Source organism: Rhizobium sp. ZPR4 (assembly GCF_040215725.1).
GTDB classification, from domain to species: Bacteria; Pseudomonadota; Alphaproteobacteria; order Rhizobiales; family Rhizobiaceae; genus Rhizobium; species Rhizobium rhizogenes_D.
The window spans coordinates 1,214,391-1,236,384 of the sequence record NZ_CP157968.1 but is presented as its reverse complement, the minus strand read 5'-3'; the positions used below and the strand labels follow the sequence as shown (position 1 = coordinate 1,236,384).

The 21,994-nt window shown below is 60.3% G+C and carries 16 protein-coding genes; 10 read left to right on the top strand and 6 right to left on the bottom strand.

The window, feature by feature from the left end; genetic code table 11:
- The first annotated feature begins 175 nt into the window (after positions 1 to 175).
- The gene (locus tag ABOK31_RS25275; protein ID WP_174173245.1) at positions 176 to 1,171 is read left to right on the top strand and encodes an ABC transporter substrate-binding protein; all 996 of its coding nucleotides are present in this window, start codon (positions 176 to 178) and stop codon (positions 1,169 to 1,171) included.
- A 210-nt stretch (positions 1,172 to 1,381) separates the two neighbouring features.
- The gene (locus tag ABOK31_RS25270) at positions 1,382 to 2,818 is read left to right on the top strand and encodes a family 16 glycosylhydrolase (protein WP_349959439.1); all 1,437 of its coding nucleotides are present in this window, start codon (positions 1,382 to 1,384) and stop codon (positions 2,816 to 2,818) included.
- A gap of 121 nt (positions 2,819 to 2,939) precedes the next feature.
- On the opposite strand, the gene ABOK31_RS25265 is transcribed toward ABOK31_RS25270, so the two are convergent.
- The 6 genes from ABOK31_RS25265 to htpG all read right to left on the bottom strand — a co-directional run bounded on the left by ABOK31_RS25265 (position 2,940) and on the right by htpG (position 10,624).
- Complete coding sequence (locus tag ABOK31_RS25265) at positions 2,940 to 3,389, bottom strand: OsmC family protein (protein WP_349959438.1); 450 nt, start codon at positions 3,387 to 3,389, stop codon at positions 2,940 to 2,942.
- A 2-nt stretch (positions 3,390 to 3,391) separates the two neighbouring features.
- Positions 3,392 to 4,054, bottom strand: coding sequence for a GntR family transcriptional regulator (locus tag ABOK31_RS25260; RefSeq protein ID WP_349959436.1), 663 nt, complete (start codon positions 4,052 to 4,054; stop codon positions 3,392 to 3,394).
- 244 nt (positions 4,055 to 4,298) lie between these two features.
- On the bottom strand, positions 4,299 to 5,609 hold the full coding sequence (locus tag ABOK31_RS25255) for an HlyD family type I secretion periplasmic adaptor subunit (RefSeq protein ID WP_349959433.1): 1,311 nt from the start codon (positions 5,607 to 5,609) through the stop codon (positions 4,299 to 4,301).
- A complete protein-coding gene (locus tag ABOK31_RS25250; RefSeq protein WP_349959431.1) occupies positions 5,606 to 7,345 on the bottom strand; it encodes a type I secretion system permease/ATPase in 1,740 nt (579 codons plus the stop codon). Before ABOK31_RS25250 ends, ABOK31_RS25255 begins: the two co-directional genes overlap by 4 nt.
- Before the next feature lie 335 nt (positions 7,346 to 7,680).
- Positions 7,681 to 8,454 (bottom strand): siderophore-interacting protein, encoded by a 774-nt coding sequence (locus ABOK31_RS25245; RefSeq protein WP_349959430.1) that lies wholly within the window; start codon positions 8,452 to 8,454, stop codon positions 7,681 to 7,683.
- Between the two features lie 280 nt (positions 8,455 to 8,734).
- Positions 8,735 to 10,624 carry a molecular chaperone HtpG gene (htpG, locus tag ABOK31_RS25240; protein ID WP_349959428.1) on the bottom strand — a complete coding sequence of 630 codons (1,890 nt, stop codon included), beginning with the start codon at positions 10,622 to 10,624 and terminating at the stop codon, positions 8,735 to 8,737.
- A gap of 285 nt (positions 10,625 to 10,909) precedes the next feature.
- Between htpG and ABOK31_RS25235 the strand changes: the two genes are divergently transcribed.
- From ABOK31_RS25235 to ABOK31_RS25200, 8 genes are all read left to right on the top strand, one after another.
- The gene (locus ABOK31_RS25235; RefSeq protein WP_349959427.1) at positions 10,910 to 11,794 is read left to right on the top strand and encodes an AraC family transcriptional regulator; all 885 of its coding nucleotides are present in this window, start codon (positions 10,910 to 10,912) and stop codon (positions 11,792 to 11,794) included.
- Positions 11,795 to 11,963: 169 nt separating this feature from the next.
- Positions 11,964 to 14,150 carry a TonB-dependent siderophore receptor gene (locus ABOK31_RS25230; protein ID WP_349959426.1) on the top strand — a complete coding sequence of 729 codons (2,187 nt, stop codon included), beginning with the start codon at positions 11,964 to 11,966 and terminating at the stop codon, positions 14,148 to 14,150.
- Positions 14,151 to 14,342: 192 nt separating this feature from the next.
- The gene (locus ABOK31_RS25225) at positions 14,343 to 15,236 is read left to right on the top strand and encodes an ABC transporter substrate-binding protein (RefSeq protein ID WP_349959424.1); all 894 of its coding nucleotides are present in this window, start codon (positions 14,343 to 14,345) and stop codon (positions 15,234 to 15,236) included.
- Positions 15,229 to 17,220, top strand: a complete 1,992-nt coding sequence (gene fhuB / locus ABOK31_RS25220; RefSeq protein ID WP_349961302.1) for a Fe(3+)-hydroxamate ABC transporter permease FhuB — start codon at positions 15,229 to 15,231, stop codon at positions 17,218 to 17,220. The genes ABOK31_RS25225 and fhuB overlap by 8 nt, the downstream gene beginning before the upstream one ends.
- On the top strand, positions 17,217 to 18,272 hold the full coding sequence (locus ABOK31_RS25215; protein WP_234910514.1) for a DUF2218 domain-containing protein: 1,056 nt from the start codon (positions 17,217 to 17,219) through the stop codon (positions 18,270 to 18,272). The genes fhuB and ABOK31_RS25215 overlap by 4 nt, the downstream gene beginning before the upstream one ends.
- Positions 18,273 to 18,385: 113 nt before the next feature.
- Positions 18,386 to 18,973 carry an ANTAR domain-containing response regulator gene (locus ABOK31_RS25210; protein ID WP_092706529.1) on the top strand — a complete coding sequence of 196 codons (588 nt, stop codon included), beginning with the start codon at positions 18,386 to 18,388 and terminating at the stop codon, positions 18,971 to 18,973.
- 55 nt (positions 18,974 to 19,028) lie between these two features.
- A complete protein-coding gene (locus tag ABOK31_RS25205; RefSeq protein ID WP_349959422.1) occupies positions 19,029 to 20,327 on the top strand; it encodes a CmpA/NrtA family ABC transporter substrate-binding protein in 1,299 nt (432 codons plus the stop codon).
- Between the two features lie 368 nt (positions 20,328 to 20,695).
- Positions 20,696 to 21,994, top strand: coding sequence for an ABC transporter substrate-binding protein (locus tag ABOK31_RS25200; protein WP_174173256.1), 1,299 nt, complete (start codon positions 20,696 to 20,698; stop codon positions 21,992 to 21,994).

The window sequence follows — 21,994 nt, the reverse complement described above, 5'->3', positions numbered from 1 at the left end:
ATGGCATCGGGATCGATGTGGCAGTAGTCCGGATGCGCCCCGACCGCTTTGACTGTTCGGGTTTGTCTCTGCGCGGCCGTGATGCCGCCGGGGCATCGCAAGAGCGAAGGCAAAGATGGCGGGATCACCCGCGACATCCTTCGACAACAGTAACATCAGGACCTGGAGGTCTTACATGAATAAGCATATTGCTGCCGCCCTCTTCGCTGCAGCACTTTATACCTTTGCCGGCGCTGCACATGCCGATTGCGGTTCGGTCTCGATCGCCGAAATGAACTGGGCGTCGGCAGGCGTTGCGGCAAATGTCGACAAGATCATCCTCCAGGAAGGCTATGGCTGCTCGGTGGAACTCGTGACGGGCGACACGCTGCCGACCTTCACCTCGATGAACGAAAAGGGCCAGCCGGATGTCGCGCCGGAACTTTGGATCAATGCGGTGCGCACGCCGCTGGACCAAGCGGTTTCCGAAGGCAGGCTGGTCGTTGCGGCCGGCATTCTCTCCGATGGCGGCCAGGACGGCTGGTGGATTCCGAAATTCCTCGCCGACGCCCATCCCGATATAAAGACCGTCCAGCAGGCGCTGGAACACCCGGAACTCTTCCCGGCATCGGACGATCCGAAAAAGGGCGTCATCTACAATTGCCCGCCCGGCTGGCAGTGTCAGGCGTCGCTCGGCAATCTCTTTCGGGCGCTCGACGGCGAGAAGAAGGGGTTTGAAATCGTCGAAACCGGCTCTGCCGCCGCTCTTGACGGCACCATCGCCAATGCATTCGAAAAGAAGACGGGCTGGCTTGGCTACTATTGGTCGCCGACCGCTATCCTCGGCAAGTATCCGATGGTGCGCCTCTCCTTCGGCGTGCCTCACGACAAGGCGGAGTGGGATGCGTGCACCTCGGTCATGGATTGCGCCAATCCGAAGGTCAATTCCTACCCCGTCTCTGAAGTCTATACCGTCGTTACCAAACGGTTTGCCGAAAAGGCTGGCGTTGCGATGGATTATCTGAAGAAGCGGAAATGGACGAATGATGTGGTGAATGGCGTCCTTGCCTGGCAGACGGACAATCAGGGCACCAACGAAGACACCGCCCGGTACTTCCTGAAGAACCATGAAGACATCTGGACGACCTGGGTAAGCCCTGACGTTGCCGCCAAGGTGAAGGCCGCCCTCTAAAATCCGAATTGGAGACGCGGTGAGCAATCGCGTCTCCGGGCTCAATACCCACGCGCGCGAATGCCGCAATCCGCGCTTTTGGATAGCTCGGCGAAAAAACTTGCCGTCGGGGGTGGGCAGGAAAAGAATGCACGCTATTTGATGCATATGAGCGGGGAGAAATATTAGCTCGGTGGAGGAGGTCGTCCGGCACAAAGGAAGAGGATTCTTATGCCCAATTCAGTTTTGAATGCCCTTGGACAGCCACTTTACTATAGCGACACGTCGACAGGCTTCTTTTCCGCCACCGGCTCTGGCCCAGTGCTTTACGGCACTGCCGGCAACGACTCCATGTGGGGCGACGCCTCCGTCAACGTGACGATGATGGGCGGTACCGGCGACGATATCTACTATCTCTATTCCAGCCTCAATCATGCCTATGAGGCGCCCAATGCCGGCATCGATACCATCAATACCTGGATGGATTATACGCTGCCCGAAAATTTCGAAAATCTGACGGTCACCGGCAACAACCGTCATGCCTATGGCAATGACGCCGATAATATCATCACTGGCGGCAGCGGCAGCCAGACCATCGATGGCGGTGCCGGCAACGATGTGCTGACCGGCGGCGGTGGCGCCGATACCTTCATCATCAGCAAGGGCAACGGCAGCGATCTCATCACCGATTTCAGCGATGACGACAAGGTCAGGCTCAATCAATATGGCCTGACGTCGTTCGATCAGGTTGTCAGCCATTCCACACAGGAAGGCGCCAACGTCCGGCTCGATCTCGGCAATGGCGAAAGCCTGGTCTTCGCCAACAAGACCATCTCCGACCTGCATGAAGACCAGTTTCAGCTCGGGCTCGACAGATCGTCGCTGACGCAGACCTTTTCGGATGATTTCAACTCGCTTTCGCTGCACGAGGGAACGCAGGGTACCTGGGATGCGAAATATTCCTGGGCGCCGGACAAGGGCAGCAGCCTGAACGATGAGCTGCAATGGTACATCAACCCTTCTTACGCGCCGACCGCATCCGCAAACCCGTTTTCCATCTCCGAAGGCATTCTGACGATCACGGCGAAGCAAACGCCGGACGCCTTGAAGGCGATCGTCGAGAACCATGATTATACATCGGGCATTCTGACCACCCAATCCACCTTCTCTCAGACGTATGGCTATTTCGAAATGCGGGCGGAGATGCCGCATAACCAGGGCGTATGGCCTGCTTTCTGGCTGCTGCCGGAGGATGGCTCCTGGCCACCGGAACTCGATGTGGTGGAAATGCGCGGGCAAAACCCGACCACCGTCAACGTGACGGTTCATTCGAACGCCACCGGCGAGCATACGAAGACGTCTATTCCGGTGGAAGTGCCAAGCACCGATGGCTTCCACAATTACGGCGTGCTCTGGGATAAGGATCAGATCGTCTGGTATTTCGACGACGTTGCCGTTGCCCATGCCGACACGCCGGCCGATATGCACGGCCCGATGTACATGCTGGTCGATCTCGCGGTCGGCGGTGTGGCGGGCACGCCGACGGACGGCCTGCCGAACGGGTCCGAGATGAAGATCGACTATATCAAGGCCTATTCCCTGGACGATCATAACGCTCAGCTTGCCGCCTCGACACAATCCGCCCACACGACCGACTGGCATATCTGACGGGGATCCAAGGTACTCTGAATGCCCGAGCGGCAAGCATCCGGGTTAGCCGGGCTGCCGCTCAACGCCATTGCCAGCGCGCAAACTCAGCACAAAACGCCTGCGGTAGAGATTGAGTATCTCAAGTCGCGACCTGGATTTGCGTCTTGACGGAATTGGCGATGAAGCATTGTTCATGCGCCAAGTGGTGCAGTTCCGCTTGCATTGCTGCGGTCGGCGGTTCGCCGGCGTAGACGATGGTCGGCCTGAGCTCGACACGACTGACGATCAATTTTCCGTCGATCTTCTCCATCACGCCGGTCGCCTTGTCGGTATAGCTCTCGACGACGATCCGCTTGGGCGCGGCGAGAGAAAGAAAAGTCAACATGTGGCAACTGGAGATCGCCGCGATGTATGCCTCCTCCGGATCTACGTTGGCTTCCACAGAATAGGGAAGCGGAACGATATGCGGCGAGGCCGACGCCGGCACGACCTGACCGCCATCAAAGCGCCAGATATGGGCGCGGCTGTAGCGCTTGTCGGTGAAGACAGCTCCGTCTCGCTCCCAATGTACCTCGACGGTCATTTTCATGATCAATCATCCTTTGTCGGCATGGAAAGAAGTCTTGCAGTCGTTTGCGTAAGATGGCGGCGAAGATGCTGGACAGCGGCGGAGACATCTTGCCTCGCACAAGCGGCAACGATTGCAGCATGCTCCTCGAAAAATTCAGTGCGCTCCTGGGCACCGTGCTTTTGATGAAGGCATGCGCGACGAGATTCCCGCCGAAGCGCTTCTATGGTTCCAAGCAATCGAGTATTTTTACACCCGCTGTACAGGGTGCGATGGAATTGATGGTCGAGCTCTTCAATCTGCAATGGATCGTATTCCGCGAATAGCTCATCGTTGAGCCTTTCAGCTTTCCGCAAGGCAGAAGGCGAGAGCAACGGGGCCGACTGCTCCATGGCAGCGACCTCCAGGATGGCCCGAAGTTCGGTAAGTTCAGTCGCCTCCCGTTCCGAGAGGAGCGCCACCGCAAGGCTTCGGTCAGGACGTCGCACGACCAAGCCGCTCCCAAGCAGCCGGTTCAAGGCCTGCCTGACGGGCTGGCGGCTGACGCCGAAACGCTCAGCAATCAACTCTTGCTTGAGAACGGAGCCTGGCGCCAATTGGCCCGACTCGATTTCATCTTGCAGCTCGTTAAAAATCGACTTTGGATCCATGGATCCAAAGTAATCCACTCCTTCGAAGTCGGTCAAGCCTCAACCGTCGATATTCTCCTTCAATCGTGGCTCTTCTCGCCCCTCCGCCTTGGCTGGATAAACGCCGCAATCCGAGCCCGGGCACTGCCCACCCCTCTCACAGCGACCATTCTATGACAGATCGAAATGGATCTCAGCTCCGGAGCGGTTCAGCTTTTCACGGAAACTCTGAACCGCTCTATCTCTTTGTTTCCACGCAATTCCCGATGGAAAATCGCTATGCGCTTTTCCTGGAATTGCTCTAGTCTTCCCTGAACGCCCGCCTGATCTGGTCGGTCATCGGCTTTGTCAGATAGGCAAGGACGCTTCGCTGGCCTGTCTGCAGGAAGGCTTCCACAGGCATGCCGGGTAGCGGCGTAAGCTGCCCCAACCGATCCCATTCCGGCTTTGCCACCTTTGCTCGCACGACATAATAGCTTTGGCCCGAACGTTGGTCCGTCGCCAGATCCGCGGAAATAGTATCGACCTGCCCGTTCAATTCCGGCGTGATCCGCTGATTGAAGGCAGGAAAGCGCAAGGATACCGCCTGCCCTACGGTGATCTGATCGATATCCTGCGGCGCAAGCTTCAGTTCTGCGACCAGTGCGTCCTTGTCCGGAACGATCTGCAGGATCGCCTCTGCCGGCGAAATGACGGCCCCTTCGGCATGGATGCTCAGCTGATCGACGATCCCCGCCTGCGGTGCCTTGATGTCGATCCGCTTCAGATCATCTTCTGCCGCGATCAGACGCTCGGAAAACTGGCCGCTATCGCTTTCAGCCTGGCGCAATTGCTCGGACACTTCCGAACTGCGATCGGCATCGATCTGCAGAATCTGCAGCTCGGTTTCCGCAATCTTGCCGCGGGTCTGGGCGATGGACGAGACGAGGTTGCCGAGATCGCCATTCAAGGAAGCGCTTTCCCGCTGCAGCGAGTAGACCTTCGTCGCCGAAATGATGCCCTGGTTGAGCAGTCCTTCAAGACTGCCGAGTTCCTTGGCGATGAGCGCGATCTCCTGCCGCTTGCCCTCTTCCTGCGCGACGAGGCCGTCAATCTCCTGCTTGAGCTGTTGAATGCGCTCGTGAAGTTGCGATTTCTGCCCGTCGCGCGAGACCTGACGATCGCGAAAAAGCCGACGCTCGCCGGCCAGAATCGCTGCCACGTCAGTATTTTCGGCGGACGAGAGCAGATCGGCCGGAAAGTCGATATCCTGCCGGCCGTCGCGCTCCGCCGCCAGACGCGCCGTGCGTGCGGAGAGTTCGTTGAGCCGTTTGCGGATGATCGAGAGGTTGGCTCTGGTCTGGGTGTCGTCGAGCCGGACGAGCACCTGGCCGGCAGCGACATGATCGCCGTTCTTCACCAGGATCGCGTGGGCGATCCCGCCCTTCAGGTGCTTCACCGGTTTCACATAGCTGTCGACGACGAGCGTGCCAGAGGTGACGACCGCACCGGCGATCTTCGTTGCGGCAGCAAGGCCGCCCATGACACCAAACAAAAGCAGGATAGCCGCGACCACCAGCAGCGACAGGCGGCGGATCGTCCGTTCGGTCGATGGCAAAGCCTTGTCGATCATCCGTGCGTCTCCCCGCCAGCAATGGCCAGATGAGCCGTTCCGAGCTGCTTGGGCGACGGGCCGAGGATGTCCTTCTTCGACCCGAATGCCTGGACCTGGCCGCCGGCAACGATCATGACCGTATCGGCGGCGGCAAGAGCGCTCGGCCGATGGGCAATGACGATCGCAATACCGCCCCTGTCCTTCACCCCTGCAAGTGCCGCTGTCAGTGCCGCCTCACCTTCCGCATCCAGATTGGAATTCGGCTCGTCGAGAACCACCAGAAACGGATCGCCGTAAAGCGCCCTTGCCAGGGCGATACGCTGCCTCTGGCCGGCCGAAAGGCGCGATCCACCTTCGCCGATCCTCGTATCGAAACCGTCCGGGAGCTTGACGATCATGTCGTAAACGCCGGCCGCCTTCGCCGCCGCGATGACCGGTTCGGTCCGCATGTCCGCGGCAAACCGCGATATATTCTCGGCAATCGAGCCGTCGAACAGATCCACATCCTGCGGCAGATAGCCGATATGCTGCCCAAGCTCGTCGCTATCCCATTGCGACAGCGCGGCACGATCGAGCCTCACCGTGCCGATGGCGACCGGCCAAAGGCCGCAAATCGCGCGGGCCAGCGAAGACTTGCCCGATGCGCTCGGGCCGATGATACCGAGCACCGTCCCGGCTGCTATCTTGAACGAGATGTTGCGCAGGATAAGGTCGCGGCCACCCGGAGAGGTAACGCTGATAGTCTCGACGCTGAGCTCCCGTGATGGCGATGGCAAGGTGAATGCCTGTGGCTCAGGCGGCGCGGCATCAAGAAGTTTGGCAAGCCGCGTCCAGCCCTGGCGAGCGGCAACAAAGCCCTTCCACTGGGCAATTGCGAGCTCGACGGGCGCCAGCGCTCGCGTCAGCAGGATCGAGCTGGCGATGATGATGCCTCCCGTCGCTTCCTGACGAATGACGAGGATCGCGCCGACGGCGAGAACGCCGGACTGAAGCATCATGCGCGCGACCTTCGCGGCAATGGTCAGCGCTCCGACGCGGGTGCTCGCTATCGCCTGATGCTTGAGATAATCCTCATTCATCGCGGCCCACTTCTCGGTTAGGCGGCCGGAAAACCCCATGGCGACGGCAGCCTCCCAGTTGCGCCGCGCCGCCTGGGCGAAGCCGAGGCGCGCCGCCGAAGACCTTGCCGCCTCCAGGGCCGGTCTGCGCGACAGTATTTCGGCAGCCACGGTAATGATGACGAGCAGCAAGGCGCCGCACAAAGCAGTGAAGCCGATCCAGAAATGGAACAGAAAACAAAGGATCAGATAGAACGGCACCCAGGGCAGGTCGAACAGCGCGGTCGAGCCGCTGCCGGAGAGGAAGGAGCGGATCTGCTCGAGGTCACGGACGGATTGCAATCCATCGTCCGAGGTCTGTTTTTTGCTCGGCAGGAACAGAAGCGCGCCGAAGACCTTCCTGTTCATGCGTTCGTCAAGCGACATGCCGATACGCACAAGCAGCATGGATCGCAGGAATTCGATCACGCCCTGAAACAGATAGAGGGTCACGACGATGATGACGAGACCGGACAGCGTCGGCAGGCTGTGGCTCGGAATGACCCGATCATAGACCTGCAGCATGAAGAAGGAGCCGGTCAACGCCAGCACGTTGATGGCGGCACTCGCCAGGGCAATGCCGATGAAGGCTTTGCGAAGCGCCGACAGCATCAGCGCAACGAATGTTTGCGGCGGGTCTTTCGGGACGGCAAGCACCTTGCGTCGATCCTCAACATTGGCCGTCGCGTACGGCAGGATTTACATGACGCCCAAAGCACCGCCTCCCGCTCGGCGCCATGGACCTGCGAAGCGATCGCCTATGGCCTCCGCCACCGTTCCCGCTTCACGCCTAACCTTCGACGATCCCATGCAATTTAGGAAGTCGAAATCTATCCAGAATGCAGTTTCGGTGAACCCAACCTTATCGCGGAACGCCTTGTCCACTTACGGGACAATTGCGCCATGAAATGGGGCGGCAGCCTGTTCCGGCAAGATGCCTGACCCATCACTTTAGGACGAACAGGCGGCATCTTGCCGCCCGCGTCCCACGTTCAATCGAATTTCTCGGTCGTGTCCGCCCTACCCTTGACCCAATAGCCGGATGCCTTGATCCAGCTTAGCGGATAGCCACGCTCCTCGACGAGGTAGGACCGCAAGGCGCGCGTGACGGAAGCCTCGGCCGCTACCCAGACGAAAGTGCCAGGCTGCAGATCGACGGACTGAAGAATTTTCATCAACGCGGACGGATCGGTTGCCTCCGAAAGAGGTCGATACGCCCATCGCATATCGAGCCGCGCGTCGGTTTGAAAGGTCTGTCGCTCATGAACATCGGCAACCGCGGCGATGGCTGTTATGCGCGCACCTGCACGCGCCTCTTCTATCCGGCGACCGATTGCGGGCAATGCCGTTTCATCGCCGATCAACAGCCAATTCTCGATATCGGCGGAGACAACGGCCGAACCGCGGGGACCACCGATCTCCAGTCTGTTGCCAACCGAAGCGTCGAGCGCCCATTGCGTGGCCGGTCCTGCCTCGTGGACGGCAAAATCGATGACGAGCGTTCGCGCCTTTGTGTCGTATCGGCGAGGCGTATAGTCGCGCCGCTCCATCTCCTCGCCGACACCCGGCACCAAAACCTTGATGTGGTCGTCGGGCGCCAGGCTGACGAAATCGGCGAGATCTTCGCCGGCCAGCCGGATACGCAGCATGCGGGGCGTAATCCTGTCGATGGCCGTTACAGTGAGAGAGCGCCGCTTCAGTTCGTGGCGCACACGCTCGATCTTTGGTGCGGAGACGGCCGGGGTGGAAGCTTGGGGGGTATCCATGAGTGTCCTTTCGAGGCGCTTCGATCTCGATCCGCAGGACACAGTCGCGCAGACCGAAGCCGCAGAGCCGTTCGATCATACGCGTTGAGTGACGTTAACGCTTACGTGGCCGAACTATATCCGGCCAATCTGCGTCCTCTATAGAAGAAGAGTTCTCATCTCGCAACGAAAAGATGATAATTGCAGACAAGTTTTTGAGCCGCAAAAAATTGAACGCTATCGTAATCCTCTGCGAAGCGGATCGGCACGGCTGTTTCGAACCGTGCCGATCTCCTTGGGATTACTGCAGCGCCTTTTCCATCAGCCGCGCCAGTCGCTCGGCAAAGGCGCGTGGGTCGGCCGGCTTGTCGCCGTCGAGAACTCGGGCCTGATCGAGCAGGAGGAAGGCTGCATCATCACGCAAGGATGGTGCATCTGCCTTGGCGGCGATGGCCTTGACGACGGGATGGTCCATGTTGATTTCAAGGATCGGCTTGGCGCCGGACTGCAGGCGGCCAGCTCCCTGCAGGATCTTTTCAAGCTGCCGGTCATAGCCCTGCTCGGAAGCAACGAGGCATACGGCGCTTTCGATCAGGCGATCGGATGCGCGCACATCGGAGACCTCATCGGCTAGCTTCTGCTTGGCATAATCGAGGAATGCCTGCACGTCGGCGGGCGCGCTTTCGCTTTCCGGCTTGCCTTCATCCTGCTTCTTGAACTGCGCGAGATCGGCAGAGCCTTGGGTGATCGACTTGAAGCTCTTGCCCTCGAATTCCGGCGCATTCGTCACCCAGAAGCTGTCGACGGAATCGGTCAGCAACAGAACTTCGATGCCGCGAGCACGGAAACCTTCGAGCTGTGGCGAGGCCTTCAGCTGCTCCAGGCTGCCGCCGACGAGATAATAGATCGATTGCTGGCCTTCCTTGGCATCCCTAACGTAGTCGGCAAGCGAGCGATAGCCATCTCCCGAAGTGGTCGTGCGGAAGCGCGACAATGCCAGAAGCTGCGAGCGGCGCTCGAAGTCCTCGTAGAGACCCTCCTTGATGAGGCTGCCGAAATTCTCCCAGATCTTCAGGAAGGCGTCGTGATCGCTTTCGGCCTGCCTCTCGATCGCCGTGAGGATACGGTTGGTGACACCCTTGCGGATCGCCGTCAGGATCGGGCTTTCCTGGATCATCTCGCGCGAGACGTTGAGCGGCAGGTCGGACGTGTCGACGAGGCCGCGCACGAAGCGGAGATAACGCGGCAACAATTCCGCCTCGTCGGTGATAAAGACGCGCTTCACATAGAGCTTCATGCGGCCCTTGCGATCCGGGTCGAAGAGATCGAAGGGCTGCGAACCGGGCACGAAGGCAAGCGCGGAATATTCGTGACGGCCCTCGGCGCGGAAATGCACCGTCAGCGCCGGCTCGTCATATTGGCCCGAAACGCCGCGATAGAAATCGGTATATTCCTCGGCCGTGATGTCGTTCTTCGATTTCGTCCAGAGCGCGGTGCCGTCGGTGAGCTGCGTTGCCTCCTCGCCGGGTTTTTCGGCGATCTTGATCGGCACCGGCACATGGCCCGACTGTTCCTTGACGATGCGCTCCACGGTCCAGCGCGACGCGTAGCTCTTGGCATCCTCCATCAGATGCAGCGTGATACGGGTGCCGCGCGCCGGCGCTTCGCTCACGTCGACGGGCGCGACGCTATAGCCGCCCTTGCCGTCGGAAGACCAGAGCCAGGCATCTTCAGCACCGGCTCGGCGCGAGACGACATCGACACGGTCTGCAACCATAAAGCAGGAATAGAAGCCAACGCCGAACTGGCCGATCAGCTGCGCGCCCTCGCCCTGCTTGTTGGCCTCGATACGCTCCATAAAGGCGCGCGTGCCGGAGCGGGCGATCGTGCCGAGCGCCTCGATCATCTCGTTACGGCTCATGCCGATGCCGTTGTCCTCCACGATGAGCTTGCCGCCATCAGCGTCGAGCGTCAGCAGGATGCGGCTATCCGGATCGTTGGCGAGCAGGCCGGGGTGGGCGATCGCCTCGTAGCGGAGCTTCTCGCAGGCATCGGCCGCGTTCGAGATCAGCTCGCGCAGAAACACATCCTTATCCGAATAAACCGAGTGAACCATCATGTGCAGAAGGCGGGCAACGTCGGCCTCGAAAACGTGGCTCTCGGCGGTATTTTCTGCGGTGGTGGTCGTCATAAGCGTCTAGTCTCCTGGGAATAACAAAAGTCGCGCCGAACAGGTGGCGGAAGATGAGCGAAATTTCAAGCTTGCGTTGTTCCGACAAGCGCAAAACGATGCGAGAGGCTTGCCGTTCAGCAAGTACAATCGCCAATTCGGCGCGTTGTTCCAGGCTCCGGTCGAAACGACCCACAGACGCCGCCTCACATCACAAGCTCATGATTGCCATCTTCGCAGCGTTGCTATAATAACTTGAGTTTAATTTGAAGGATTATTGCGCGGGAGCGATACCGGAAGCAGCAAATGACGTTTCAGCCGAGAATGCAGAACAAGATCGGAGGCTTTTCCGTCATCGGCGGCATGCATCGCCGCTATTGGAACGGGATGGTTGCCGATATCTGGAACGTCAATTGTGCGGCGCAGGCCGGCGGATACTATGTGGCGCGCGATCCGCGCCTGTTCATTCTTCTGGAGCAGCGTGGCGCAGGCACGACCAATGTCCGACCCTCGCCTCGTGCACAGGGCCAGCTGCGGGATTACGACAGCGGTCGCATCTCCTATATCCCCGCCGGCATGGAGCTCTGGGTCGACATGGCGGGCGTCGAGTTCGTACGCCACCTCGATATTCACTTCGATGCAGAAATCATCAGCCAGCGCCTGATGGAAAACATCGATCCGGCACAGCTTGACCGGCCGCAGCTGCATTTCAACGACCAGCGTGTGATGGCGCTTGCCGAGCTCATCGCGGCCGAATGCGAAACCCCCGAGCCGCTGCACGATCTCTATGGCGACGGCCTGACGCTTTCGCTGTTGATCGATGTACTGCAACTACGGGGAACCCCGCCCCGCAAGCGCAGCGGCCTGGCCAGCTGGCAGCTGCGGCGCGCGGTCGACTATATCGAAGAGCACTGCACGCGCGCCATTCGGCTGGAGGAACTGGCCATGCTGACCGGCCTCTCGCAATCGCATTTCAGCCACGCCTTCAAGGCCTCGACCGGCCTGCCGCCGCATCAATGGCAGACGCAGGCCAGGCTCGAACGGGCCAAGCAGCTGCTGCTGAACACTGAGATGCCGCTGACAACAGTCGCCGTCGAAACAGGCTTTGCCGATCAGGCGCATTTCACCCGCGTTTTCCGCAAGAATGTCGGCGCCGCGCCGGCCAGCTGGAAGCGCAGCAGGCTTGCCTGAAAGCCACAGTCCGCGAGTAATTGTACGCTTTGCGGAGAATTGCCCAAAAACATTCAAATTCCCCCGTGACAGACAAGCCGCATCTGTAAATATGAGTTAACTACTCATCTTATCGAGGGATCGGCTGACACGGCCGAACGGGCGCAAGAATTCGGGACAAATAACGGAAATGCAGGGATTGAAGCAGGACGTATCGCGAGCGCGGCTCATGGCGACGGGCGTAGCCATTATCGCGCTGCTGGCGGGCTCTCAGGTCATGGCACAGGAAACGCCGACCGAGCTGCAGCCATTGGTCATCCAGGGGTCGCAGCAGAAAAGCGAAGATAGCGGCACGGCGCCGGTCAAGGGCTATGTCGCCAGGAAGACCACGTCGGGCTCGAAATCCGACACGCCGATCACGGAGGTGCCGCAGTCGGTCTCCGTCGTCGGTCAGCAGGAAATGCAGGATCGCGGCATCACCAACAAGGTGGACGAGGCTCTGCGCTATACGCCCGGCGTCACCGCGCAGCCCTTCGGCAATGACGGCGATACCGACTGGTTCTACATTCGCGGCTTCGACGCGACGCAGAGCGGCGTCTTCATGAACGGCCTGACGCTCTACAGCTACGGTTTCGGCGGCTTCCAGATCGATCCTTACATGCTCGAACGCGTTGAAGTGCTGAAAGGCCCCTCTTCCGTGCTTTACGGCGGCGCCAATCCGGGCGGCCTCGTCAACATGGTCCGCAAGGAGCCAACCGACACCCCCCAATATTCGACCGAGATCGGCATCAACAATCTCGGCAATGCCTTCGTCGGTTTCGATTTTTCCGACAAGCTTTCGGCCGACGGCGTCTATCGCTACCGCCTGACAGGCAAGATCGCCGGCGGCGACACCTATAGCGACGGCACCCATGATCTGCGTGGCTTCATCATGCCGCAGGTCACCATTTCGCCGGATGAATCCACCAAGCTGACCGTCTTCGGCATGCTAAGCGGCCTCGACGAGATCCACAGCGGCAACGGCTTCTTCCCCTATGTCGGTACCGTCGTCGATGCGCCTTTCGGCAAGATCAAGCGCGATGCCTTCTATGGCGAACGCAGTATCGACAATCTCAAATATGCGCAGCAGATGCTGGGTTACGAATTCTCGCATGATTTCGACGGCGGCTGGACCGTGTCGCAGAACGCGCGCTACGGCCACCTCTACAAGCGCGAGGAAGGCCCGTATCTGAACGGTTATGTCGACGGCAATCCGCTCAGCCCGTCTTACGATGACCCGAATTACATGCTGAACCGCATCGGCTTCTTCGAGCGTTCGAAGGTCGATACGTTCTCGGTCGATACTCGCGCGGAAAACAAGTTCGACACCGGCCCGATCAGCCATGATTTCCTGATAGGCACCGATTATTCGATCTATCGCCTCGACCAGATCCAGGCCTGCTGCGGCTCCAATCCGATCAGCGCCACCAACCCGGTCTATGGCACGTCGCAGGGGACCAATTTCGTCTACCTCAATCAGGTCATGACGCAGCAGCAGCTCGGCATCTACACGCAGGACCAGATGCGCTTCGGCGACGGCTGGCTGGTGACGCTCAACGGCCGTTACGATTTCGTCGATACCAATTCCGATTCGAAGGTCGGCACGAGCTACAAGTCGAACGAAAACGCGCCGAGCGGCCGGGCAGGTCTGGCCTATGAGTTTTCCAACGGTATCACGCCCTACATCAGCGCCGGCACCTTCTTCAATCCTCTGATCGGCACCAGCGTCAGCGGCGGTGGCCTGACACCGGAAAAGGGTGAACAGTATGAAGCTGGCATCAAGTATGAGCCCGACTTCATCGACGGCCTGTTCACGGCGTCCGTCTTCCAGATCGACCGCAAGAACATGGCGCTGACCGATCCTGTCACCTTCCTGCAACGCCAGGTCGGTGAGGTCCGTTCGCGCGGTGTCGAATTCGAAGGCAAGGTCAATCTCGACGACAATTGGAAGCTGCTCGGCTCCTATTCCTACACTGACCTCACGATCACCAAGGACCTCGACTCCTCCATTATCGGCAACTCGCCCTATCTGGTGCCGAATTCCACCGCATCCCTGTGGCTCGACTATGCCTTTACCAGCGATGCGCTCGAAGGGCTCAGCATCGGCGCCGGCGTCCGCTACCAGGGCAAGTCTTGGGCAGACCAGGCCAATACACTGCGCGTACCTTCGGCAACGCTTTTCGATGCGGGTATCCGCTACGAGAAGAAGGGCTGGGGTGCTGCACTCAACGTCTCGAACCTGTTCGACAAGGAATATGTCTCGGGTTGCGCTGGCGAGAATGTCTGCGGCTACGGCGAAGCGAGAACCATCACCTTCAAGCTGAGCAAGAAGTGGTAAGTTGAGTATTAAGGTATACTTTCATTCTCGATCATGGCAAAGAGCCGGGGATTGCCGCAAGGCAATCCTCGAACTCGTTTCAAATCGAAGGCAGCGCTTACGCATGACGACGCAGCGGCAGCAGAGAATTTACCGCGTCGCCGCGGGGATGCTTGCCTGGTCACAGTGCCGCAGCCCGGTCAGCGATCTCTCATGACGGCAGGAAACGCTCATGGGCTGTCGCGTCGACGGCTCCTCGCCATGGCGGGTGCCGGCGCGATCGCCAGCCTGACGCCGGCGCGCGCGGCGACGAGCCTGCGTGTGGCGACGCTCGACTGGGCCATCCTGGAAACCCTTCTGGCAATCGGCGCCAACGTGGTTGCCGGTACCGAACTGCTGCAATTCCGAGACGTTGCCGTCACCCCCGTCATTCCGGCGGGCGTTGCCGATCTCGGACTGCGAGGCACGCCGAATTTCGAAGTCCTTTATTCCGCCAGGCCGGATCTGATCTTCAATTCCAATTTCTACGCCTGGGCCGACGATCGTATGCGGCTGATCGCGCCGGTCGAGAGCCATGCCATTTATCAGCCCGGAGCGAGCCCCTACCAGCTTTCCGAGCAGGCAACACTTGCGATCGGTGAGCGGCTCGGACTTACGGCCGGCCGCGTTCTCGTCGATGCCACGCGCGAAAAGCTGGAGACCTATCGCACCAGTTTCAGCAAGGGCGATCAACGCCCGATCCTGCCGATCAATCTGGGCGACGCCCGGCATTTTCGCGTCTTCGGTTCCGATAGCATGTTCGGGGAAGTTCTGACCCGCACCGGCCTGACCAACGCCTGGCCGGATCTGACAAGCTATTCTGCGACCGCGCCGGTCGGCATCGAACGGCTCGCCGCCATGCCGGATGCATGGATCGTTCTCATCCCGCCGCATCCGGCCGAAGCCTTGGCGGAGCTCCAGCAAAGCACTTTCTGGAACGCGCTTCCCCCCGTGCGGCAGAGTCGCGTCCTCATGCTCGGCTCGATCAATCCCTATGGCGCGCTGCCGGCGGCGGAACGCTTCGCCGCTCTCCTTGCTGGAGGGCTCAACCGTGCATGGAATGATTGAGCGGCCTGTGATTGCCAAAGACAAATTGCTGGCACGCAATGGCGCCCTGCTCGGCGCTGTCTGCATCCTTGCCTTTGCAGTACTCCTCTTCCTGCGGCCACAGCTTACCGCCGATGTGCGGGAGGCAACCACCCTCAACCATATCCTGCTGATCGATAGCCTGCTGCCGCGATCGGCGATCGCGATCATCGCCGGCGCGGCACTCGGCCTTTCCGGCTGCCTGTTGCAAAGGGTACTGCGCAATCCGATCGCGGATGCCTCGACGCTCGGGATCGCCGCCGGCGCGCAGCTGGCGATGACGATCGCCGTCGGCCTCTTTCCGCTGCTCATCGGGCTGCCGCGGGAAATCTCCGCCTTTGCCGGAGGGCTTGTCGCCGTCCTGATCGTACTTGCCTTGAGCTCGCGCCGCGGCCTCGATCCGGTGACGGTGGCGCTATGCGGCATGATGGTGACGTTGGTTGCGACCGCGCTAAGCGTTACGATCATTCTCGCACGCGGCGAATACGCCATGTCCGTCTTCATCTGGGGTGCGGGCGCGCTGAACCAGCAGAGCTGGGATGGCGTCATCACGCTTGCGCCGCGTCTGGTCATCGGCTTCGCCGCCGCATTGATGTTGGTCCGTCCGCTGACCGTGATGAGCCTGGACGACAACAGCGCCAGGAACCTCGGCCTTGCATTGCACAGCATGCGCTTTGCCATTCTGACCCTCGCGGTATGGCTTGCGGCTTCGGTGACGGCACAGGTCGGCATCATCGGCTTTCTTGGGCTTGCCGCACCTCACATTGCCAGATTCTGCGGCGCGCGGCGCACACGGCAGCTGCTGATCGCCGCCCCCATCGCCGGAGCCGGCCTCCTGTTCCTGACGGATTGCGCGGTGCAGCTTCTCTCGCCGGGGTTTGCCGATCTTGCCCCGACGGGAGCAGCGACCGCACTCCTCGGCGGACCGCTCCTTTTGCTGCTCCTGCCGCGCCTGCATTCGGGCAATGCGCTCCGCGCCGACGGCGCTCCTCGGGCGCGACTGACTATTGCAGCACCGGCACGAGCCCTTGCTTTGCTCGCTATCGGCTTTGTTTTCCTGGCCCTCGTTGTTTTGTCGGTCGGGCGCAGCTTCGACGGCTGGCACGTGGCGATCGGCAGCCAGTTCTGGCACCTTCTGCCTTTTCGCCTTCCGCGCACCGTCGTTGCAGCAACTGCCGGCGCAATGCTCGCCGCAGCGGGCTTCATCATGCAACGCCTTACCGCCAATCCGCTTGCAAGCCCTGAAGTCCTGGGTGTGAGCGCCGGCGGCGGTGCGGGCTTGACGGTGGCGCTCTTCCTCTTTGCATTTCCGTCACCAGCCATCACGATCACGGCAATGACGATCGGTGCGCTGACTGCGTTCTTTGCCATGATGGCTTTCAGCGCGCGCGGAGGCTTTGGCCCTGAGCGACTGCTGCTTTCGGGCGTTGCCATCGGCGCCTTCTGCATGGCGATCGTCACCGTCGTTCTGTCCCGCGGCGATCTGCGCGCCTATCTCCTGCTGACCTGGTTGTCGGGCTCCACCAATCGGGCCGGCTCCTTCGAAGCCTGGACCGGCATCATTTCGCTCGCACTTCTCGTTCCGCTCCTGCCGATCCTGCGGCGATGGTTCGATGTGCTGCCGCTTGGCGGCGACGTCTCGCGCTCTTTAGGCCTCTCGGTTGCGGCAAGCCGGCTCACCTTGGCGGTTCTCGCCGCCCTCCTGACTGCGATCCCCTCGTTCCTCGTCGGCCCGCTTAGCCTGACCGGGCTGATCGCGCCGCATCTTGGCCGCCTCATCGGCTTTCGCAACACCGTCAAACAGTTGGTTGCGAGCTTGTTGCTCGGCGCCATGCTGCTGGTGCTTGCCGATTGGCTGTCACGAGTTGTGATCTTTCCCTATGAGGTTCCGGTCGGCCTGTTTGCCGCCTTGATCGGTGGCCCCTATCTCATCTGGTTTCTGACCCGCAAGGAGACAAAGCAATGATGCATGCCAGGGATTTCACCGCTTCCGGCGTGGCGAGCCACAAGGACGCCGGTCAGCTGCTGGATCAGTTCTGCGCGCGCTTTGCCGAACATGTCACCATCACACGGAGCGAGGCCGGAGCGCGTCTTGAGACCGTCATCGGCAGCGCCGACATCACCGTCAACAACGATCGTCTCGACATCAAACTGCGTTGCCCGACCGCAGCCATGCTCTTCACGATCCGCAGCATGGTCGCCGAAAACCTCTTCGAACTCTCTTCCAGCAACATGCTCGCCCTCAACTGGGCCGACGGGCCGCAGCCGTCGGCCATACCGAATTTTCGCGAGATCCGCGTCGTCGATGCTTACGACATCACCCCGCATATGCGCCGCGTCGTGGTGGCAACCAATGACACCAAGCATTTCGTCGAGGGCGGCATGCATGTCCGCCTGCTCATCCCGCCGAAGGGCCGCGAACCGGTTTGGCCGCATACCGAGCCGGACGGCCGCATCCATTGGCCGAAGGGGGAGGATGCGCTGACCATCCGCGCCTATACGATCCGCAGCATCGATCTTGATCACGGCAAGATGAACATCGATTTCGTCGTGCATGAAGGCGACAACGTTCCGGGGGCGACCTGGGCGATGACCGCGCGCCGCGGCGATCGCGCCGGCCTGATCGGCCCCGGTGGCGGCGGCGTTCCGGCAGCGCGCAAGCTCGTTCTTGCCGGCGACGAAACCGCACTGCCGGCCATCGCCCGCATCGCAGCCTCCGCGCCAGCCGATGCTGAGCTGCGCATCTTTCTTGAGGTCGCCGACAGACTGGAGGAGCAGGCGCTGACATCAAGCGCATCGGCGGATATCACCTGGCTGCATCGCAATGGCGCCGCGGCAGGGACGACCGATACGCTCGAGCGCATCCTGCGTGATATCGTGCCTGCCGCCGATCCCGATACCTTTATCTGGGCCGCCTGCGAACAGAAGCAGGCCCGCGCCATCCGCACCTTCGTCAAAAGTGAGATTGCCAGAGATGCCGGCACCTTCAGCATCGCAGCCTACTGGCAGAACTGCTGAGGAATTAGCCAGCAAGCAGCTTTAATGCTCAAAATTTAGGCTAAAATTTAATTCGCCTAATATTTCATCGAACACCACTTGCCCGCTTTGCTGCGTTGCGTCATAAAGACGGCATGAGCCGTCTCGATCTGACCATTCTTGTGATCGATGAAAATGCGATCCGCGCCTCTATCATCGAGGAGGGTTTGCGGGAGGCTGGCCATGCGCGCGTGACGGTCATCCACGAAGTACAGGGCGTCGCACGCACGATCGAGACGCTTCGCCCCGACGTCATCATCATCGATCTCGAGAATCCGAACCGCGACATGATGGAGCATCTGTTTCAGCTGACGCGGACGGTAGGGCGGCCGATCGCCATGTTCGTCGATCGCTCCGACACGGCCTCCATCGAGGCGGCCGTCGAGGCCGGCGTCTCGGCCTATATCGTCGATGGCCTCAAGAAGGAGCGGGTCAAGCCGATCCTCGATATGGCCGTCAGCCGCTTCAATGCCTTCAGCCGGCTGCAGCGGGAGCTGGCGGACGCCAAGTCGGCACTTGAAGAACGCAAGATCGTCGAGAGAGCCAAGGGTATCTTGATGAAGATGCGCGGCCTTTCGGAAGACGAAGCTTTCGCGCTGCTGCGGCAGACGGCCATGAACGAAAAGAAGAAGATGTCCGAGATCGCGCAAAGCGTCGTGACGGCAGCGGGGTTGCTGATGTGAGCGCATTGAGCCCCATCTCGTCCGTCGCCCTCGAAGGGGAGGCATCGGAGTGAATATGACAGTGCAAGCAACCCGTTCCGCCAAAGCCCAAAAGGCAGGCGACAGCAATCCTTCGGCACCTGCCCAGATTATCAGCGAAGGCCCGCGCACATTGCGGGCAGGCTTCATTCCACTCGTCGATGCGTCTGTCCTGATTGCAGCTGCGGAATTCGGCTTCGCCCGCAAGGAGGGGATCGCTCTCGATCTCGTCAAGGACGTCTCCTGGGCCAATGTCCGCGACCGGCTTGCCTTTCGCCAGTTCGACATCGCCCATATGCTCTCGCCGATGCCGGTCGCAGCCATGCTCGGGCTTGGCTCGAACCCCTCGCCCACGATTACGCCATTCTCGCTTGGCTGCGGCGGCAACGCCATTACACTATCGACACGGCTGTTCGACCGCATGTGCGAAGAAACAGGCCTTTCCGATCAGGCAAGCGCATTGGAAAATTCGCAGGCGCTTGCGAAAGTGGTCGAAACCATGAAGGCGCGCGGAGAGCAGCCGCCAACGCTTGGCATGACCTATCCGTTCTCGTCGCATAATTACGAATTCCGCTATTGGCTGGCCGCCGGCGGCATCGATCCCGACCGCGACGTGAAGCTTGTCGTCGTGCCGCCGCCTCTTACATCCGATGCGCTTGCCGCCGGCGCCATCGATGGCTTCTGTGTCGGCGCGCCTTGGAACATGGTCGCATCCGAACGAGGCGTCGGCCGCATCGTCGCGGCCAAACAGGATATCTGGCCCTCTGCGCCGGAAAAGGTGATCGGCATGCGCCCGGAATGGGCCGAAAGCCATCCCGAAACCGTTTCGCGCCTCATCGTGGCACTCGACGCGGCGGCGCGTTGGTGCGACCGGGCGGAAAATCATGATGCCCTTGCCGAAGCGCTTGCCGACCAACGCTATATCGCGGCCCCCGTCCACATCATCCGCCATGTGCTGGCGGGCGAATTCAATCTTGATGCGAGGGGCCATCGCCGCATCATCGACAGATATTTCAGTTTCCATGGCGGCTTTGCCAACTATCCCCGCCCCAGCCAAGCGCTTTGGATCTTCAGCCAGATGATACGCTGGGGGCAAAGCGCACTTTCCGAGCAGAACATGAAGATGGCAGCCTCAGCCTACCGTTCCGACCTCTATCGGCTGGCACTCGGCAACGAGGTGTCACCTGATGATGCAGATATCCGTATCGAGGGCGACAGGGATGGCGACCGCTTCATGGACGGGCATATCTTCGATCCTGCCGAGATCGCCGCCTATATCGCCGGATTTGCCGTGAAAACGACAAGCGCGATGCGGCCTTCGAGCGACGAAATCTAGCTTCCAGTTATGCTGCGCTGCACAGAATAAGCGCAGGATCGAAAGCCGTGGGAGCGGCATCCGCTCAAAATATTTGCAGAAATCGCAACTGCCTGAAAAGCATGCCATCTTATCACCTTCCTGAATAATTGAGTAATTACAACATCATGGCATCGCCGCCAAAAACTGGCACGCGGCTTGCTTATTTAATTTCGCTTCGATCAACGGCGATCGAGGCACGCAATGCGCGGAAAACGCGCTCGCCAAGACATCGACGTCGCAAGGTTCTTGCCCCGAGGATTCCTTTCCTGTCCCGGGCCGCATCGACCGAGCGGCGTTTTTTTATGTCCGAATTCCACGCGTCACGAGCAAAACAAGGGGAACTGCAAGTGAAGAAGATCCTGTCCGGTGGTGTTACGCGCCGCAACCTTTTGAAGACATCCGCCACGGCTGCCCTGATCGGCGCGGTCAAGGCGGCCTTCCCTTCCGGTGCCTTTGCAGCAACGTCGGGACCGGAAGTGTCTGGGGTCAAGCTTGGTTACATCGCCCTGACGGATGCCGCACCGCTGGTTATCGCCAAGGAAAAGGGCCTGTTCGAAAAGCACGGCCTTCCCGACACGGATGTCGCCAAGCAGGCCTCCTGGGGCGCGACGCGCGATAACCTCGTGCTTGGCGGCGCGGCGAACGGCATCGACGGCGCCCATATCCTCTCGCCACTCCCCTACCTCATGCATACCGGCAAGGTGACGCAGAACAACCAACCCGTGCCGATGGCGATCCTCGCCCGCCTCAACTACGACAGCCAGGGCATCTCGGTCGCAAAGGAATATGCAGAAACCGGCGTCCAGCTGGACGCATCCAAGCTCAAAGCCGCCTTCGACGCGAAAAGAGCCGCAGGCAAGGAGATCAAGGCGGCCATGACCTTCCCGGGCGGCACGCATGATCTGTGGATCCGCTATTGGCTGGCTGCTGGTGGCATCCATCCCGACAAGGACGTCTCGACCATCGTCGTGCCGCCGCCGCAGATGGTGGCGAACATGAAGGTCGGCAACATGGACGTCTTCTGTGTCGGCGAACCCTGGAACGAACAGCTCGTCAATCAGGGCATCGGCTTTACTGCCTGCACGACCGGCGAGATCTGGAAAGGCCACCCGGAAAAAGCTCTGGGCATGCGCGCCGACTGGATCGAGAAGAACCCGAATGCCGCCAAGGCATTGCTTATGGCCATCATGGAAGCCCAGCAATGGTGCGACAGCATGGATAACAAGGAGGAGATGGCGACCATTCTCGGCAAACGGCAATGGTTCAATGTTCCACCCAAGGACGTGCTAGGCCGCTTGAAGGGCGACATCAACTACGGCAACGGCCGTGTCGCCAAGGGCACAGACCTCTACATGAAATTCTGGAAGGGTGGCGTCTCCTACCCCTATCAGAGCCATGACGCCTGGTTCATCGCCGAGAACATCCGCTGGGGCAAGTTCGCACCCAACACCGACATCAAGACACTGGTTGGCCAGGTCAACCGTCAGGATATCTGGCGCGACGCGGCCAAGGATCTCGGCGTTGCCGCATCGGACATTCCGGCATCGACCTCGCGCGGCAAGGAAACCTTCTTCGACGGCAAGGTCTTCGACCCCGAAAACCCCACTGCATACCTCGAAAGCCTCTCGATCAAGGTGGCGTCGTAA